This window comes from Verticiella sediminum (assembly GCF_007558815.1).
In the GTDB taxonomy this organism is placed as follows: Bacteria; Pseudomonadota; Gammaproteobacteria; order Burkholderiales; family Burkholderiaceae_B; genus Verticiella; species Verticiella sediminum.
Genome location: NZ_VLTJ01000025.1, coordinates 67,204 through 84,844, shown reverse-complemented (window position 1 = coordinate 84,844; position 17,641 = coordinate 67,204). Strand labels below are relative to the sequence as shown.

Annotated in this window: 12 protein-coding genes; 3 read left to right on the top strand and 9 right to left on the bottom strand. The window is 68.4% G+C overall.

Annotated features, from left to right (window positions below; genetic code table 11):
* The first annotated feature begins 70 nt into the window (after positions 1–70).
* From FOZ76_RS12865 to FOZ76_RS12855, 3 genes are all read left to right on the top strand, one after another.
* Complete coding sequence (locus FOZ76_RS12865; RefSeq protein WP_143948709.1) at positions 71–1,051, top strand: NAD(P)H-dependent flavin oxidoreductase; 981 nt, start codon at positions 71–73, stop codon at positions 1,049–1,051.
* Positions 1,052–1,870: 819 nt separating this feature from the next.
* The gene (locus tag FOZ76_RS12860; RefSeq protein ID WP_170235424.1) at positions 1,871–2,857 is read left to right on the top strand and encodes a Bug family tripartite tricarboxylate transporter substrate binding protein; all 987 of its coding nucleotides are present in this window, start codon (positions 1,871–1,873) and stop codon (positions 2,855–2,857) included.
* On the top strand, positions 2,854–3,753 hold the full coding sequence (locus tag FOZ76_RS12855; RefSeq protein WP_143948670.1) for an amidohydrolase family protein: 900 nt from the start codon (positions 2,854–2,856) through the stop codon (positions 3,751–3,753). The genes FOZ76_RS12860 and FOZ76_RS12855 overlap by 4 nt, the downstream gene beginning before the upstream one ends.
* A 123-nt stretch (positions 3,754–3,876) precedes the next feature.
* Here FOZ76_RS12855 and FOZ76_RS12850 read toward each other — a convergent pair whose 3' ends face one another.
* The 9 genes from FOZ76_RS12850 to FOZ76_RS12810 are packed head-to-tail and all read right to left on the bottom strand — an operon-like array spanning position 3,877 to position 17,613.
* Complete coding sequence (locus FOZ76_RS12850) at positions 3,877–5,340, bottom strand: aldehyde dehydrogenase family protein (protein ID WP_143948669.1); 1,464 nt, start codon at positions 5,338–5,340, stop codon at positions 3,877–3,879.
* 48 nt (positions 5,341–5,388) lie between these two features.
* On the bottom strand, positions 5,389–7,053 hold the full coding sequence (locus tag FOZ76_RS12845; RefSeq protein ID WP_143948668.1) for an acetolactate synthase large subunit: 1,665 nt from the start codon (positions 7,051–7,053) through the stop codon (positions 5,389–5,391).
* Between the two features lie 41 nt (positions 7,054–7,094).
* Positions 7,095–8,708, bottom strand: a complete 1,614-nt coding sequence (locus FOZ76_RS12840; RefSeq protein WP_143948667.1) for an FAD-binding protein — start codon at positions 8,706–8,708, stop codon at positions 7,095–7,097.
* A gap of 52 nt (positions 8,709–8,760) precedes the next feature.
* Positions 8,761–9,771: a phosphoglycerate dehydrogenase gene (locus FOZ76_RS12835; protein ID WP_143948666.1), complete on the bottom strand. Its 1,011-nt coding sequence runs from the start codon at positions 9,769–9,771 to the stop codon at positions 8,761–8,763.
* Positions 9,768–11,900, bottom strand: a complete 2,133-nt coding sequence (locus FOZ76_RS12830; RefSeq protein ID WP_143948665.1) for a hydantoinase/oxoprolinase family protein — start codon at positions 11,898–11,900, stop codon at positions 9,768–9,770. The genes FOZ76_RS12835 and FOZ76_RS12830 overlap by 4 nt, the downstream gene beginning before the upstream one ends.
* Entirely contained in the window at positions 11,897–13,573 is a 1,677-nt protein-coding gene (locus tag FOZ76_RS12825; RefSeq protein WP_143948664.1) for a hydantoinase B/oxoprolinase family protein, read from the bottom strand. Before FOZ76_RS12825 ends, FOZ76_RS12830 begins: the two co-directional genes overlap by 4 nt.
* Positions 13,570–14,868, bottom strand: a complete 1,299-nt coding sequence (locus FOZ76_RS12820) for an MFS transporter (RefSeq protein WP_143948663.1) — start codon at positions 14,866–14,868, stop codon at positions 13,570–13,572. Before FOZ76_RS12820 ends, FOZ76_RS12825 begins: the two co-directional genes overlap by 4 nt.
* Complete coding sequence (locus tag FOZ76_RS12815) at positions 14,865–16,544, bottom strand: AMP-binding protein (RefSeq protein WP_143948662.1); 1,680 nt, start codon at positions 16,542–16,544, stop codon at positions 14,865–14,867. Before FOZ76_RS12815 ends, FOZ76_RS12820 begins: the two co-directional genes overlap by 4 nt.
* A gap of 7 nt (positions 16,545–16,551) precedes the next feature.
* Positions 16,552–17,613 carry an AbrB family transcriptional regulator gene (locus tag FOZ76_RS12810; RefSeq protein WP_246129485.1) on the bottom strand — a complete coding sequence of 354 codons (1,062 nt, stop codon included), beginning with the start codon at positions 17,611–17,613 and terminating at the stop codon, positions 16,552–16,554.
* Positions 17,614–17,641 lie beyond the last annotated feature (28 nt).

Genomic DNA, 17,641 nt, shown 5'->3' with positions numbered 1-17,641 from the left:
CGTGCCTCGAGCCGCGCCGTCCGGCACTTTTTCGTCTCAAGCGAACCACCAGGAGAAGACAGCAATGGCGATGAAGACCCGGATCACCGAACTCTTCGGGATCGAGCACCCCATCATTCAGGGCGGCATGCACCACGTCGGCCTGGCCGAACTCGCCTCGGCGGTGTCCAACGCGGGCGCGCTGGGCATCATCACCGGCCTCACGCAGCCCACGCCCGAGGCCCTCGCCAAGGAGATCGCGCGCTGCCGCGAGATGACGGACAAGCCCTTTGGCGTGAATCTCACGTTCCTGCCGTCGTTCAAGATGCCGCCCTATCCGGAGTACATCGACGCCATCATCCAGGGCGGCGTGCGCATCGTCGAGACCGCGGGCCGCAATCCGGAAGCCCACGTCAAGCAGATGAAGGCGGCCGGCATCAAGATCATCCACAAGTGCACCTCCGTGCGCCACGCCCTGAAGGCGCAGTCGATCGGCTGCGACGCGGTGAGCGTCGATGGCTTCGAGTGCGGCGGCCACCCGGGCGAGGACGACATCCCCAACATGATCCTGCTGCCGCGCGCGGCCGAGGAATTGTCGGTACCTTTCGTCGCCTCCGGCGGCATGGCCGACGCCCGCAGCCTGGTCGCGGCGCTCGCGCTGGGCGCCGACGGCATGAACATGGGCACGCGCTTCATCGCCACCAAGGAAGCCCCGGTGCACCAGAACGTCAAGCAGGCGCTGGTCGACGCCGACGAACTGCAGACCCGGCTCATCATGCGCCCGCTGCGCAACACCGAGCGCGTCATGCGCAACGCCGCGGTGGACAAGGTGCTGGCCATCGAAGCCGAGAAGGGTGCCGGCACGACCATCGACGATGTCCGCGCCTACGTGGTGGGCACGCAGAACCAGAAGGTGCTGAAGGAAGGCGACCTGGACGCAGGCGCCTGGAGCTGCGGCATGGTGGCCGGGCTGATCCACGACATCCCGAGCTGCGGGGAGCTGGTCTCGCGCATCATGGGCGAGGCCGAGGCGCTGATCCGGCAGCGGCTGGAGGGGATGCTGCGGGGGTGATTGCGTTCCAGGCCCAGGGAAAGCACGGCTGCATCCGTAAAGACCATGTCGTCGGAAATCCGTGCGGCCATGTGCGAAAGCACGATCGTGTAGAGCTGAAAAGCGCCTTGAGCCGGAAGCTGTCCTGCGCAAGGCGCATCACCGAGGCGGCGCGTCCCGCGAAGCGAGCCGCAGACCGGTTCGCTCCGCAGCCCTCGGGACGGAGCATCTTTGCGCAACGCCATCGTCTTCCGTGACCGCTCGACCCTGGATGATACCGGCCCTTCGCCGTGCCCGGCCGCCGGCTTTCGTCGTTTCAGCATGACTCCGCGCTGAACTTCGCCGGACTACGCCTGAGTCCGATACGGCAAGTTTCTCAATAACTTGCGCGCATCCGTCATATGCGGTGCTCTCCGCAACCCGACCCGACTGCCATCCGCCCGGCTCCCATGCGATGCCGGGCTCGAGGAGCGGCCCTCGGCCGAGTCGACGGGAATACCGCAATTCCGGGTAAACCATACTGGAGAATTAATGTCATGGATATATGATGACATGATGGCATGATGACATTACAAAAACGCGAGACGAAAAGACTGGCCATGCACCCATGCATGGCAGGCGAGTGGGCCGCCCTGCCTGGGCGGCCGAGGCCGAGTGGAACGCGCGCGTGAATCCGGCCGCCGAGTGCCGGCGCTGAGCGCGCCGTTCGCTGGGATGATCGTTCTCCGTTCGACGGCATCACCGCCTCCAGCCGGGTCGGGATCGACGTCGAGGGACGCAAGGTGGACGACTGGGCGTCATCCCTTCGGGGGAGAAGAAAGACTAAGGAGACACCTCTACATGGGAACCGATTTGCTCGTTAGCCGTCGCCAGCTTCTGGTCGCGGCCGCCGGGGCGGCCATCGTGGGAGTCGCGCATGCAGGACCCTACCCTGACCGGGCCATCACGCTGCTGTTGACCACCTCGCCCGGTTCCGCGGTCGATGCGATCGCGCGTGTCATGGCGCCGCACATGTCGCGCGCACTCGGCCAATCCGTCGTCGTCGACAACCGCCCGGGTTCATCGGGCATCATCGCGACCGGCCAGATGGTTCGCAGCCCCGCCGACGGGTACACGCTGGGCATGACCTCGTCGACGCACTGCATCAATCCACACCTCCACGAGAAGATGCCGTACGACACGCTGACGGATGTACAACCCATCTGCGTCATGACGTCGGGCCCGGCAATGCTGGTGGTCCACCCTGACCTGCCCGTCGGGAACCTGCACGAGTTCATCGCGCTGGCCAGGTCGAGATCCGCTGCGCAGCCGCTGGTCATCGGCAATGCCGGCAATGGCTCGGCAGTTCAGCTTGCGGCCGCCCTGCTGGAGTCGAGCACCGGCATCAGGTTCATACATGCGCCCTACAAGAGCAACACCAGCTATGTGCAGGATATTGTCGGGCACCACATCGACGCAGGCTTCCTGCCCGTGATCGCAGCCCAGCCGCTGGTGCGTTCGGGGCGCCTGAAGGCGCTGGCACTCAGTACGGCCCAGCGCATTCCGACCCTGCCCGACCTGCCGACCGTCGCCGAATCGGGAGTGCCCGGGTTCGACGTGGACGGCTGGCTCGCACTGATAGGGCCCGCGGGCATCCCTGCCCCCGCTTTAGAGCGGATCAATGGGGAAGTCGTGCGCGCGTTGCATGCGCCTGACGTCGTGCGACTCGTCCATGAATCCGGCGGCACCGTCCTGGCAAGCTCGGTCGAGGAGGCCGAGCACATCTTCCGCCGCGAGTACGAGAAAGCCGGCCGGATCATCAAGACTGCGGGGATCAAGGCCGAATGACAAATCCGAAAGATATCTGGCTGCGCGCCGAGGATAGCTGCGCGCCCCACTCGAGCGGGAGCGCAGCGCCCGAGTCTGCGAGCCCCGCCGGCGCGGTCGACTGCCACCACCACATCTTCGATGTCCGCTTTCAAAAGCCCGGGGAGCCCCTGGTGCCGCCGGCCACGGTCGAACAGTATCGGCAATTCAAGCGTCGCCTCGGCCTTGCCCGTTCGGTGTTCGTGGTGTCGTCGAACTACGGCGACGATCCGGCCTGCCTGCTGGACGGGCTCGAGCAGCTCGGGCAGGAGGCGGCGCGCGGCGTGGCGCTCGTCTACCCCGAAGTCACGGACACCGCGCTCGACCGACTGGACGACGCGGGGGTTCGAGGCATCCGCGTCTACTTCGGCAAGGGCAGAACGCCCACCGCCGCCGAGCTGCGGGTGCTGGCCGGGCGCATCGACGAGCGCGGCTGGTCGATGAACATCGTTGGCGCGCGAGACAAGGAGGTACTTCTCGAATGGGAAAGTGTGCTGGCAGGATTGGCCTGCCCTCTCGTCATCGACCATCTCGGCTGGATTCCGCAGCCGCAGGGACGGTCAAGCGCGACCGCAGCCCTGGTGCGACGGCTACTCTGCAATCCCCGAAACTACCTTAAGCTGTCCGGACCGTACCTTTCGTCCCGCGCCGGCTCGCCGGACTTTTCCGACGTCGACGAGGTCGCGTGCGAGCTTGCCGACTCGGCGCCCCGCCAAATGCTCTGGGGCTCGGACTGGCCGCATCCGGTGGCCCAGATGCACGGCTTTGTGCCTGATGGGGCCCGGCTGTTCGACCAATTGACGCGCTGGGTACCGGACCCAGCCCGGCGGCGCCTGGTCCTGGTCGACAACCCCGAACGGCTGTACTGGGCACGCTGACCACCGGGCGGCATCGCCGCCGGGCAGCCCCAAGGCAAAAAGCGCATGGGGTCGAATCGGCTGCGGCCCCAAGGGTGCACGCCTTGTCGAGTACATCCTCAGCCTAGGGGATTGACTGCCCAGCTATCGGATGCGGCCCAGCCAGTCCACCAGGCGGCGAGCGAGCGCGAGCTTGCGTGCGGAGTAGGGCGGGAAGAAGACCCTGAGCGGCATCAGCGGCGCCGCCCGCAGGAAGGCGCGCTCGTGCGAGAAGGCCTTGAACCCGTGGTACCCGTGGGCGTTGCCGATACCGGACTGGTTGACGCCGCCGAAGGGCAGGCCGGCATGGGCGTACTGCTGTACGCAATGGTTCAGGCAGAGCCCGCCGGAACTGGTCCGGGCGGTGACCGCGTCGATGTGCTCCCGCGTGCGGCTCCATAGGTACAGCGCCAGGGGCTTGGGTGCCGCGTTGATGCGTGCCACCACCGGGTCGAGGCCGTCGAAGACGTACATCGGCATCAGGGGGCCGAAGATCTCCTCGTGCTCCAGGCGGGCATCGGCCGGCACGTCGCCGACCAGCGTCGGGGCCACGTAGCGCTGCGCGCAGTCGTACTGCCCGCCGTCGATCAACCGTGCGCCCCGGGCCAGCGCGTCGTCCAGCAAGTCCGCCACGCGGCGCGCGTGCCGGACGCTGATCATGCGCCCGAGGTCCGGGCTGGCGGCCACCGCCGGCGGCGTCGCGCCGAAGCGCGCCGCGACCACCTCGCGCCAGCGCCGGGCGAAGCGCGCGGCCACCTGGCGGTGCACGTAGACATGGTCGGGCGCGATGCAGGTCTGGCCGGCGTTGGTGAGCTTGCCCCACACCAGAAGCTGCACGGCCGCTTCGACGTCGGCGCCAGCGTCCACGATGGCGGGCGATTTGCCCCCCAGTTCCAGCGTCACCGACGCGAGGTGCCGGGCAGCCGCGGCCATGACCACCTTGCCGATGGCCGGCGAGCCGGTGAAGAAGATGTGGTCGAAGGGCAGCGCGAGCAGGGACTCGGCGGTCGCCGCGCCGCCCTGGACCAGGGCGACTTCGGCGGGGTCGAAAACCTCGCGCACGACGTCGGCGATGACCGCGTTGACGTTCGGCGTGAACTCGCTGGGCTTGATGATGGCCGTGTTACCCGCGGCCACGGCGGAAACCAGCGGGCCGAGCACGGTATTCAACGGGTAGTTCCACGGCCCAATGATCAGGCAGCGGCCCCGGGGCTGGTACAGCACCCGCGCCCGGGTGCCCAGCGTGGTGAGCGTGGGCGGCACCCGGCGCGGCTTCATCCACTTGGCGAGCCTGGCGATGGCCATGTGGGCTTCGTCCACCACCGGCAGGAGTTCGGTGAGCTCGACTTCCAGCGCGGGCTTGCGCAGGTCCGCCTCGAAAGCGGCGCGCCAGCGCTCGCGGTGGGCGAGCACGGCATCGCGCAGGCGGGCGATCCTGGCCCGGCGCTCGCGGGGCTGCGAGGAGCGCAGCGCCAGCGCGGTGGCGGCCTGCGCGTCGAACAAGGCCTGGCACGCCGGGCCGTCCATGCCTGGCTCAACGATCGGGTGCGGCGGTGGTGCGGGCGTCATCGTTCCGGTCCTGGTCGAAAGCGCGGGGGTGGGGGACGTCCCGGGCCGTCACGGCGCGACCTTGCGCTTGATGATGCGCGCCAGCGGCTGCGGCAGGCCGGACAGCGAACCCAGGATGTGCGGCAGCAGGCGCAGCTTCAGCCCCGAGAAGGCGTTGGGCACCACGGCCTCGATCAGGTGCGGGCCCGGCGTGGCGAGCGCGTGGGCGAGCGCATCGACCATGGCCTCGGTAGTGGCGGCACGTACCGAATGTACCCCCATACTGGCGCCCATCTGCACGAAATCCAGGCCGGGATCGGCCAGATCCAGTTGCGCACGCGCCTTGGGGCCCGCGCCGGCGCCATTGCCGGCGGCGCCCACGCGCTGCAGTTCCACGTTGAGGATCGCGTAGGACTTGTTGTTGAGAATGACGGTGGTGACGTTCAGTCCCTCGCGCGCCATCGTCCACAGCGATTGGATGGTGTACATGGCCGAGCCGTCGCCCACCAGGGCCAGCACGGGCCGCTCGGGGCAGGCGACGGCTGCCCCCACCGCGTTCGGCAGGCCCTGGCCGATCGCGCCGCCCGTCAGCGTGATGACGTCGTGGCGCGGCGCGCCCCTGGTGAAGTGCGGCAGCATCACGCCCGAGGTCTGGGCCTCGTCCACGATGATCACGCCCTCGGGCAGCACGTGGCCCACGGCCTTGCAGACTTTTTCCGCGGTGAGCTTGCCTCTGGGCCGGCCGGGACGCAAGGGCGCTTGCAGCACGGGTTCGGCGTCGTCGGCGCCGAGCCCGGCGGCCAGCCGCTGCAAGCCGCCCACCGCGTCCTGGGCGCTCGTGGCCAGCGCATGCACCCGGCAGCCTTCGGGCACCAGGTCGCTGGCCTTGCCGGGGTAGGCGAAGAAGGACACCGGCGACTTGGCATCGACGAGGATCAGGTGCTTCAAGCCGTGCAGTTGCACCGAGGCCAGCTCGGCCAGGTAGGCCAGGCGTTCGACGTGCGGCAGGCCCGCGCCGCGCTCGATGCGCGTGGGAAAGACTTCCGCAAACAGCCTGACGCCGGTCCTGGCCGCGATGCGCGAGGCCGCCAGCAGGCCCGGTTCGAGCAGGGCTCGTCCGCCCAGCAGCAACGCGGCTTTTTCGCCGGACCGGATGGCCTGGGCGATGCCCTCGATGACCGCGTCGTCGGCCAGCGCGGGCGGCACCGGCGGCGGCAGGGCGGCCGGCACGCCACCTTCGCTCCAGGACACGTCGGCCGGCAGGATCAGCGTGGCCACCTGGCCCGGCGGCCCGACGGCGGCCGCCACCGCCTGCGCGGCGTCCCGGCACAGCTCCCCGGTGGACGCCGAGGTCCGCACCCACGTGGAGACGTTGCGCGCCACAGTCTCGATGTCGGACTGCAGTTGCGCGTCGTACTTCACGTGGTGGGTCGCGTGCTCGCCCACGATGTTGAGCACCGGCACGCGCCCCTTGCGCGCGTTGTGCAGGTTGGCCAGGCCGTTGCCCAGGCCGCAGCCCAGGTGCAGCAGCGTGGCCGCCGGCTTGCCGGCCATGCGCGCGTAGCCGTCGGCCGCGCCGGTGGCCACCCCTTCGAACAGGGCCAGCACGGCGCGCATGCGCGGCTCGTGGTCCAGCGCGGCCACGAAATGCATTTCCGAGGTGCCGGGGTTGCTGAAGCACACCGTCACGCCGGCGTCGGCGAGGGTTTTCATCAGGGCTTGTGCGCCGTTCATGTTTGTCTCCAGGGGCGGGTCGTTCCCGCTTCGGCCGGTGGTCAGGTTCCCGTCGCGATGGACTTCGCGGCGGCGCGCGCCGTCAGAATGCAGCCTGGCAGGAAAGTGCCTTCGAGCGAGCGCTTGCCATTCGCCCCGCCGCCGCCGAAGCCGGCGGCCTCGCCCACGCAATACAGGCCCGGCACGGCGGCACCGTCGGCTTGCAGCACGCGGCTTTGCAGGTCGGTCTGGACCCCGCCCAGGCTCTTGCGCGTGATGAGCTGCATCCGGATGGCGATGTAGGGGCCGGCGCCTTTCGCCTGCAGCGGCGCGGGCTTGCAGGTCCGGATGCGGTCGGGGCCCCACTGGCGTGCATGCAGGATGCGGCGGATCTGGTCATCGTTGGCAAGCGCCAGTCCCCTGGCGAAGTTGGCGTCGAAGGCGTCGGCCGTGGCCTGCAGCACGGCGGGGTCGATGTCGGACGTTCCGGTCAGGGCGTTCATCTTGCGCGCCAGGCCGGCCAGGCTGGCGTCGACCAGGAAGTGCGGGCTTTCGCGCTGCATCTGCCTGACCAGGCGATGGTTGCCCAGAACCGTTTCCAGCACGAAGCGGACGAACTGCTTGTCGCGCATGCGCTGGTTGTGTTCCGCGCCCGAGATGGCGAACTCCTTGGCCGCGATGCGCCAGTTCAGCAGGTGCCAGGTCCAGGGCTGCTCCAGCGCGGCCACCCGCTGGCAGAGGTCGTGCGTGTCGAAGCCCGTGACCAGGGGCTCGGGGCCGATGCGCCGGCCGCGGTGGTCCAGCCATAGCGCCGACTTGCAGGGGATGGTGGAAAGCCCGTGGCCGGGAAAATGCGGCTGCGGGTGCGGGATGCCGGCGGCGTAGTTCCACATTTCGCCGGCGTGGGTGACCCGGCCCCCGAGTTCGCCGGCCACGTGCCGGTGCAGTTCGCCATCGCCGAAGGGGTGGGCGCCGTTGAGCACCGCGGCCGGGCGCGGGCGGTGCGGCGGCCAGTTGGCGATCGCCTGTTCGGTCGAGCCGTTCAGGCCGCCCATGGCCAGCACCACTACGGGCGCGTGCACCTGCACCGGCGTGCCGCGGGCCTCGTCCACGGCCCGCATGCCCGAGATCGCGCCGGCTTTGCGCTCGATGGCGGTCACGCGGTGCCCGGAAAGCACCGTCAGGCGGCCGCCCGGGTCGGCCCCCCGCATGGCCGCGATCATGCGCCGCGCGAGTTCGTGCGAGGTGCCCCAGACGATGTGGTAGCGCGGCACGCTGTTGCCCTCGCCGTGGCGTCCGCGCTCCACCCAGTTCACGGCGGGAAGGAACTTGATGCCTTGTGCACGCAGCCAGTCGTAGACCTGCGTTCCCGAGTGCTGCACGTAATGTTCGGCCCAGCGGCGCGGCCAGACATCGGCCTCGTTCAGCTCGCCGAAGCTCATCCAGTCGCGCAGGGCGCGCTCGGGCGAGTCCGGGATCTTCATGCGCCGCTGCAGGGGCGTGTCCACCAGGGCCATGCCGCCGAAGGCCCACAACGCCAGGCCGCCCAGGCGCGCGGGCGTGTCGCGGTCCACCAGGGTCACGTGCAGCCCGGCGCGCAGGCACTCCAGCGCGGTGACGATGCCCGCCAGGCCGCCGCCCGCGATCGCCACGTCCGTGCGCAGCATCTGCGTCATGGTCTGCCTCCTTTTATACGTTTCGTGCCTGGGGATGAGGTCGAACGGGACGTCATGCGCGCGGGCGCCCGTCCGCGATCACGCAGGCTGCCGGCGGTTCCCTTCCCTCCAGGACCGCAACGACGCATTGTGCGGCAATCCGGTTCGTGCGGATGAGCCCCTCGCGCGTGGATGCTCCCGAGTGCGGCGTCGCGACGACGTTGGGCAGCGCGATCAATTCCGCGGTCACGCCCGTGTACGCAGGGTCGGACTCGCTGAGGTAAACGTCCAGTCCCGCGCCGGCGATCCTGACGGCCTTGAGGGCGTCGAGCAGCGCGGCGTCGTCCACCAGGCCGCCGCGGGCCGTGTTGACCAGGATGGCCGTGGGTTTCATGCGGGCCAGCGCCCCGGCGTCGATGAGCCTGCGCGTTCCGTCCGTCAGCGGCGCGTGCAGGCTCACGACGTCGCTCAGCGCGAGCAGGGTGTCCAGCCCGACATGCTCCACGCCGTGCTGGCGCGACCAGCCGGGGTCGGGGTTCGCCGTCACCGCGAGGATCCGCGTCTCGAAACCCTTGAGGCGCTGCACGACGCCGCGGCCGATGCGGCCCAGACCCACGATGCCCACGGTCTTCCGGTACAGATCCGTCCCGGTGAGAATGGCCCAGGACCCCGCGTTCATCTGCAACTGCGATTCGCGCAATCGATGATTGACGGCAAGCATCAGCGCCAGTGCATGATCGGCAACGCAGGCATCGTTGCCCCCGACGGCGATCGCGGCCACCTTGCCGAGGTCCTTCACCGCCGCGGTGTCCACCCGTTCGTAGCCCACCCCGCGACGCGCGATGACCTGCAGCCTGGGCAGCCTGCTCAGCAACTGCCGGGTGACCCGGGCATGGCCGACGATCCAGCCGTCGGCGTGCGCAAGCGTCTGCAGCAGGGTTTCCTCCGTGAGTTCCCCGTCGGCCTTGCCGGGAGGAAGATCCGCCAGGCGGACCTCGCAGCCGTGTGCGTCCAGATAGGAAATGGTCTCTTCATCGAAGAACCTTTGCGTGACCACCACGGTCCGCGCCGCTCGATCGCTCATGTCCGCTCCTCCATCGCCGGTTCGGCCCCTGTCGTCGTGGCGGGGCGTGCGCCATGGTCGATATCGACGACCAGGTTGAAGAAGCGGTCGACCGTGAAGGTGCAGTCGGGACCGAGGCTGCAGCTCGACTCCCTTTCCTCGACCACGGCTGGCCCGACAATCCGTACGCCGGGCTTGAGCGCATAGCGGTCATAGACCTTGGCCTTCGTGAAACCGTAGCCGTCGAAGTACACGTCCCGTTCGCCACGCAGCGCGTCACCGTCGACGCAGGCGTAGGCCAGCGTGATGTCCTGCTCCGGCAGGCACGCGGACAGTCGCCAACTGACGGCCTCGATGGCCACGTCCTCGACCACGCGGCCGAAACGCTCCCGGTACGCGGTATCGAATGCCTGCCTGATCTGCGGGATGCGAGCCGCGTCCAGCGGCCCGGCGGGAAGGTCCACGGTGACCTCGAAGCCTTGGCCGACATAGCGCATGTCGGCTTGCCGGCGGATGAAGATCTCCCCCCCGCCAAGGGCGGCCCGGGCCAGGAGGTCCCGGCTGGCGGCCTCCATCCGGGAAAACAGGGTGTTCACCGCCGGCCAGTCGGCGCCATCCAGGCGCGTCACGTAGCCGCGCACCTCGTCGACGGCGGGCGCGGCGACGAGAAAGCCCAGTGCGGAGATGACGCCGGCACCCATGGGCACGATGAGGCGCGGAACCTTGAGCAGGCGCGCGAGCGCGTAGCCGTGCACGGCCCCCGCGCCGCCGAACGCAAACAGCGCGTGCGCGCGCGGGTCCTTGCCTTTCTCGGCCAGGTGCATGCGGGTTGCCGCGGCCATGGTCTCGTTGGCAATGGCCTGGATGCCCCGCGCGGCCTCCATGGCATCCACGCCGAGAGGTTCGCCCAGGCGCGTGCGCATCGCCGTCTTGACCGCGTCCAGCGACAGTTCCAGTTCGCCGCCCAGGAAGAACTGCGGGTTCAGATAGCCGAGCACCAGGTCGGCGTCGGTGACGGTGGGCTCGGCGCCGCCCAGGCCGTAGGCGACGGGGCCCGGGTTCGAACCGGCGCTGCGCGGGCCGACCTTCATGAGTCCATTGGCGTCCACCGCGGCAATCGACCCGCCGCCCGTGCCGATCTCGATCAGATCGATCACCGTGAGCTTTAGCGGCAGGCCCGAACCCTGCTTGAACTTGCGGATGCGGCCCGCTTCGAACTCGTGCTTGAGGTTGGGCCTGCCATCCTCGATCAGGCACATCTTGGCGGTGGTTCCGCCCATGTCGAAGGAAATCATGCGGTCCTCGCCGACCTGGCGCGCCACGAACGCCGCCGCCATGGCGCCCGCCGCCGGACCGGACTCGATCAGGCGCACCGGGAAGCGGCGGGCGTCGTCGATGGTCGTGATGCCGCCGCCCGACAGCATGATGTAAAGCTCGCCCGCGAACCCGATGCCGGCCAGGTCCTGCGTGAGCCGGCTCATGTAGGCATGTACCCGAGGCTGCACGTAGGCGTTGACGCAGGCGGTATTGGTGCGCTCGTACTCGCGGATCTCGGGCGCGACCTCCGAGGACAGTGTGACCAGCAGGTCCGGATACAGCGTGCGCACCGCCTCCAGCGCGCGTTGTTCGTGGGCCGGGTTCCGGTAGGCGTGCATGAAGGCGATGGCCAGCGCTTCGACCCGCTCCGACTCGACCAGCCAGCGCGCTTCGCGCACGACGTCCTCGACGTCAAGGGGCTCGAATTCGACGCCGCTGGCCAGCATCCGTCCCCGGACGGGGCGGCGTAACCGGCGCGGAACGATGACGGGCACCGGCGGCAGGAAGAGGTCGTCGACGTCGTACCGGCTCTCGCGCCCCATTTCCAGAACGTCGCGAAAGCCCTCGGTGCACAGCAGGCCGACCTTTGCTCCCGTGCGTTCCAGGACGGTATTGGTAATGAGGGTGGTCCCGTGGACGATGCTGCCGATCTGCGCCGGATCGGTATTCGTCTCGGCCAGCAAACGCTGGATCCCCTCCACGATGGCCCGGCTGGGCGCATCCGGCGTGGTGAGACGCTTGCCGATGCGCGTGATGCCGCGCGATTCGTCGTGCAGGACGAAGTCCGTGAAAGTGCCGCCAATGTCCACGCCGATGCGGGTGCTGCGTTTCATCGGGCATCTCCATCGTCAAATCCGGTGAACTGGGGATGGACGCTGCGCGCCTGCTCCCGGGAGACGAAGCCGTCCGCCACGTCTGCCGCGACCGCCGCGGCCGGCCGCGCCGCGGGATCGCCGAAGCCTCCCCCTCCGGCAAACCGGATGACGGCACGGGCCCCGGGTGCGAGCGTGGTCTGGGACTTCAGGCTCGCGCAGGAACCGTCGGGCAGGATGACCTGCGCCGGCGCGCCCGGCAATCCGCCATGCAAGCCCAGCGCGGGATGGGCCTGGCGGTCGCCGAGCATGCCCATCACCACCGGCCGCGCGGCAAGATTCCGGACGACGCATTCCTGGCCCAGGCCGCCGCGGAACCGGCCGGGACCACCGGAATCCTGCCGGTACTCCTTTCTGGCCAGAAGCAACGGCGCCGCTGCTTCGAGCGCCTCGATGCTGCCTGCGCCCGAGTTCGTGGGAAACGCCGTCGCGGACAGTCCGTCCTGGCGGGCCGACGCTCCCATGCCCCCGCTGGCGAACAGGATCTGGCCGAATCGTTCGCCGGCATCGGTCACGCCCGCGAAGCCGACCCGGAAGGCCGGCGCCCCGCCGCTGTCGGCGATGACCTGTTCCGGGATGACGGTACTCAAGGCCTGGTAGATGGCGCATGAGAGCAAATGTCCGGTCAGGTGGCGGGCCGCCACCGCCGCCGGGTACTGCGCGTTGACGATGCTGCCTTCGGGCGCCCGGACTTCGATGGCCCGGTAGGAACCCTCGTTCCTGCGGGTCAGCGGGTCCAGCGCGCACTTGATGGGGTAGACCGAGTAGGCCTGGGTGTAGTTGATCGTGCAGTTCGTGCCCTTGTCGACCTGCGCCGAGGTGCCCTCGTAATCCACGGTCATCCGGTCGCCTTCGACGGTGATGGCGCAGCGGATGATCGTCGGGTGCCCCGGAATGCCGTCCGCCTCGATGGCCGAGGCGTAGCGGCCGTCGGGAATCGCCGAGATGGCCTTGCGCATCGCCGCATCCGCCTTTTCCAGTACGGCGGCGGACAGGCGCTCGAAACCGGGCTCGCCGCTGTCCTGCAGAAAGTCGACGGCCCGCTCGCAGCAGACCCTGTTCGCGGTGCACTGCGCTTCCAGGTCGCCGAGCACCTGCTCCGGCAGCCGCACGTTGTTCAGGAAAAGCTCCAGGAAGGGCTCGTTGCGCTCGCCGGCCCGGTACAGATGCATCGGCGAAATGCACACGCCTTCTTCGAAGAGGTCGCGGCACGTTGCCGACAGGTTGCCGCCCACGTCCGGCGAGTGCGCTGCGCAGCCGGCGAACCCGACGATGCGCCCTTGGTAGAACACCGGGGTCACCACTGTGATGTCGGGCAGGTGCCCGGTCGCGATCCAGGGGTCGTTGGTCAGCACGCAATCGCCTTCGCGCCACGTTTCCAGCGGAAACTTCCTGAGCATGGCCCGCGCAGTCCTCGGGATGATGCCCGCAAAGGCAGGGATACCGCCGCTGCTTTCCGCGATCGACTCCCCGCGCACGTTCATCAGCACGGTGGCGAAGTCGTTGGATTCCCGGACGATGGTGGAGAAGGCGGTGCGCAGCAGCGCCGTGGCGCCTTCGTCGACCACCGCTACCAGGCGGCTCCACCAGATTTCCAAGGTGATGGCGTCGATGCCGTCTACGGTTTCATTCATGCGTTGTCTCCGGGTTGTGATCGAGAAAGACGGTGGTCTCGGACTTCCGCAGTCCGGCCGCCAGGCCCGGGCGTGGAACTGCGCACGACCTTCAGCAGCAGGAGCACCGACAGGCAGGCGAAGCCGGCGGCATGCAGCATCATGTAGCGCCATGCCGTCAGGTCGACCAGCAGGCCCAGCAGCGCCGGCATCAGCGTCTGGCCGACGGCTGCCGCGGTCCAGTACAAGCCCGTGTAGGTGCCCAGGTACCTTTGATGGAGCGCGATGCTCCAGAGGATCGCGACCGCGTTGATGGTGAACGCGGCCCAGCCCACCGCAACCACGGCCATGGCTGCCGAGACTTCGAATGCGCTCGTCGAGAAGAAGATCGCCACGCAGCCCAGGGCGATGACAGCCATGCCGAGCATGCAGACCAGCGCGCGGCTGGTGCGCTCGGCGATGATGGCCACCGGTATCGCCGCCACCAGGAAGGCGATGCCGGCAGGAAAACCGATGGAGCCGGCAGCGCCTCGGGACAGCTCGAGCACTTCCATGGCATAGGGGGTCAGTTGGGAGCGGATCGCCGTCCAGGTGCCTTGCGCGCCAAAGACGGCGAACAGCAGCAGCAGCCGGCGCTTGTCCGGCGACGTGAAGATGTCCAGGACCAGCGCCTTCAGGCCGAGGGGCGGGCCGGCGTCGCTTTCCTGCGCCGCGCCATAGGGCTTACGCGACGACAGTCCCCAGCATGCGATGTACATGCCGATGACCAGGAGCATCGCCGGGATGAGAAAGGCCAGGCGCAAATCCCTGTCCACCACGATGAAGCTGATGGCGGCGGAGGCCAGTATGGTCAACGCGACGCCGATGCGGGCCACTGCGTTGCCCTTGCTGCGATGGTTCGGCGCCTGGTAGTCGGCCGTGAGCGATTCCGTGATGGACTTGAACCCGTTCGCGACGAACGCGAAGCCGATCATCGAGACCAGCAGCATCCCGAAGGAGTTCGCCCAGGGGATGAGCGAGAACAGCAGCGCGGCGAGGGTGGCGCCGACGAGCAGAAAGCGCAGCCGGTTGCCGCCGTTCGCCTTGTACTGGTCGGACCTGTGCGCCATCCATGGCTGGACGAAGATGCCCAGCAGGTTGTCCACGCCCATCAACAGGCCGATCACCGCGGCGCTGCTGACGTACTGCCTGAGCGAAGCGGGAACCTGCGCGTCGTAGAAGTTCCAGACGGACTCCTGGGCGAAGATCGCCAGCGCCACGAAGAACGCGGCCGACTTGTTGAAGCGGGCGATTTGCGGATTCGAGGTGGTCGTCATTTTGCGGAACGCAGCTCCCGGCGCAGTATCTTTCCGACCGAGGACTTGGGCAGTTCCTGGCGGAACTCCACGATCTTCGGCCGCTTGTAGGCGGTCAGGTTCTGCTGGCAGTGAAGTCGAATGGTCTTTTCACTGGGGCCGTCCGCTTTCGTCACCACCACGAGCTTGACGGCCTCGGCGGTGCCCTGGTCCGTGACGCCCACCACGGCGCATTCCAGTACCCCCGGGATCTGCGAGACGACATCCTCGACTTCATTGGGGTAGACGTTGAAGCCGCTGACGAGAATCATGTCCTTCTTGCGGTCCACGATCCTGTAATGGCCGTCGTCCGTGAGGATGCCGACGTCGCCGGTGCGCAAGAACCCGTCGGGGGCCGGGTATTTGTAGGCTTCGTCCTTGCGTTCCCAATACCGCCAGTAGCCGGCCATGACCTGCGGTCCCCGGACCGCGATCTCGCCGGGTTGGCCTGGGGGAACCCGGCCGCCCTCGTCATCGAGCAGCACGATCTGCGTGTTGGGCAGGGGCAGGCCTATGCTGCCCGTGTAGGACGTGCTGTCGACCGGATTGCACGCGACCGACGGACTCGTCTCGGACAGGCCATAGCCTTCGCAGATCGGGCAGCCCGTCTTCTTCAGCCAGAGTTCCGCGGCCCCGCTTTGCACGGCGGCTCCGCCGCCGACGGCAAGGACCAGATTGCGCCAGTTCACCGAGTCGAAGCCGGGATGGTTCGCCATCGCGGCGAACAGCGTGTTGACTGCCGGGAAGCTGTGGAACGTGACGCCCCGCAATTCGGCGAAGAGGGCCTTCAGGTCGCGTGGATTGGGGATGAGGATGTTCATCGCGCCCATGTGCATGCCCAGCATGACGCAGGCGGTGAAGCCGAACACGTGATAGATGGGCAGCGCGCAGACGAAGGTCAACTGCTCGCCGGGCGGGACCTTTTTCAAGGCGGGCACGTACCATTCCGCCGATTGCAGGATGTTGGCGACCAGATTGCGATGCAGCAGCATCGCCCCCTTGCTGAGGCCGGTCGTGCCGCCCGTGTATTGAAGGACGGCCAGATCGTCGGGTTGCGGCGCAACGCGCCGCAGGTCGAGTTTGCCTCCGATGGCAAGCGCTTCACGGAAACCCACCGGGTTGCGCAGCGTGAATGGCGGGACGAGTTTCCTGACCCTGCGCACGACGTAGTTGACCAGATGGCCCTTGACGCCGAGCATGTCGCCCATGCTGGCGACGACGACGTGCTCGACTTGCGTGCGCGCAACGACCGCCTGCACGGTGGCCGCGAAATTCTCCAGAACGACGATCGCCCTGGCCCCGGAGTCGACCAACTGGTGCTCGAGTTCGCGCGGCGTGTACAGCGGATTGACGTTCACCACCACCAGTCCCGCACGCAGGATCGCGGCAATGGCAATCGGGTATTGCGGGACATTGGGCATCATCACGGCCACCCGGTCGCCTCGCGTCAGTTCGAGGGATTGCAGATAGGCGCCGAATGCCCTGGACCATGCATCCACTTGCGCGAAAGTGAACGAGCGGCCCATGAACCGGTATGCGCGCGAGCGCGCATACCGGGTGAACGCGATATTCATCAACTCCACCAGCGAGCCGTATTGCGCGACGTCGATTTCGCGGCGCACGCCGTCGGGGTACATCTGCGGTTGCTCAGTATGCATTTGGGCGCTACCTGGGTTCACAGTATCTGGACACCACCCGCGCCATGCGAGGCGCCAGGAGGGTGACGACGATCAGCCGCATGACCTGCACGGCGATGATCACGGGCACGGAGGCATGCATTCCGTGGGCGACCGCCACGGCGGCGTCGATGCCGCCGGGCATGATGGCGAGGAAGGCCGTGAGCGCATCGACCCCTGCGAACGAGCGCTGAATCGGCCACATCAGCGCGATGCACGCGGCTATCATCAGGACGATTCCAAGAAGCATCGCCGGCAGCAGGCGCGCGCAGGCAAGCAGTACCTGCTTGTTGAAACGCAGGCCTGCGTAGGCGCCTGCGAATCCGAACGCAACGGCAGCGAGCACGACGGGGATCTGCACGGTTGCCAGGTGCGCCAGATGCAAACCGCTGCCCACGATGACGGGAACCCAGAACGCCGCCTGTCCCCGCCTGGTCGCCATGGCGGCGGCGAGGCCGGCGGCGATGAGCCCCGCGAGCGTGGCGAGTACGCCGGGCGAGACCGGGCCGGAGAGGAACACCGTCGCCGGCGGCGCAGCGGCAGATCCGCCGCGCGCGCCGACGAGGCCCGCCACCGCAATGGCCGTCAGCGTGACCAGGACGATCCGCAGGTATTGGATCAAGGCAATCACCCGGGGATCCTCCCCGCGCTGCTCGCCGAGCATCATCATCGTCGAGGCCGCGCCGGGGGACAGCCCCCAGATCGCCGACTGGCCCGGCAGCCAGCCGCGGCGCGTGAACACTGCGGAGATGACGCTTGCGGCAACGATGCTCAGGACATTCACCACCAGCACCGTCAGCCAATGGTCCGCGATCAAGCCGAGCAGGTCCCAACTGACGACGGATGCGACCATGCAGCCGAGGACTGCCTGAACGGGCAGGAAGATGCCCGGTTTGAGCTTCAGGCCCGCGCCGCTCAAGGCAAAGCCGATCGCCACGAGCATCGGCCCCAGCAGCACCGCGCCGGGGACATGGAATGCTCGCAGCAGGACGACGGCCGCCGCGGCGCCGGCCGCCAGGAGGGCCCACTGGAAGGGTTTCTTGAGTGTCATGGGTCGTCGAGGGCGGGCTGGCCCTCGG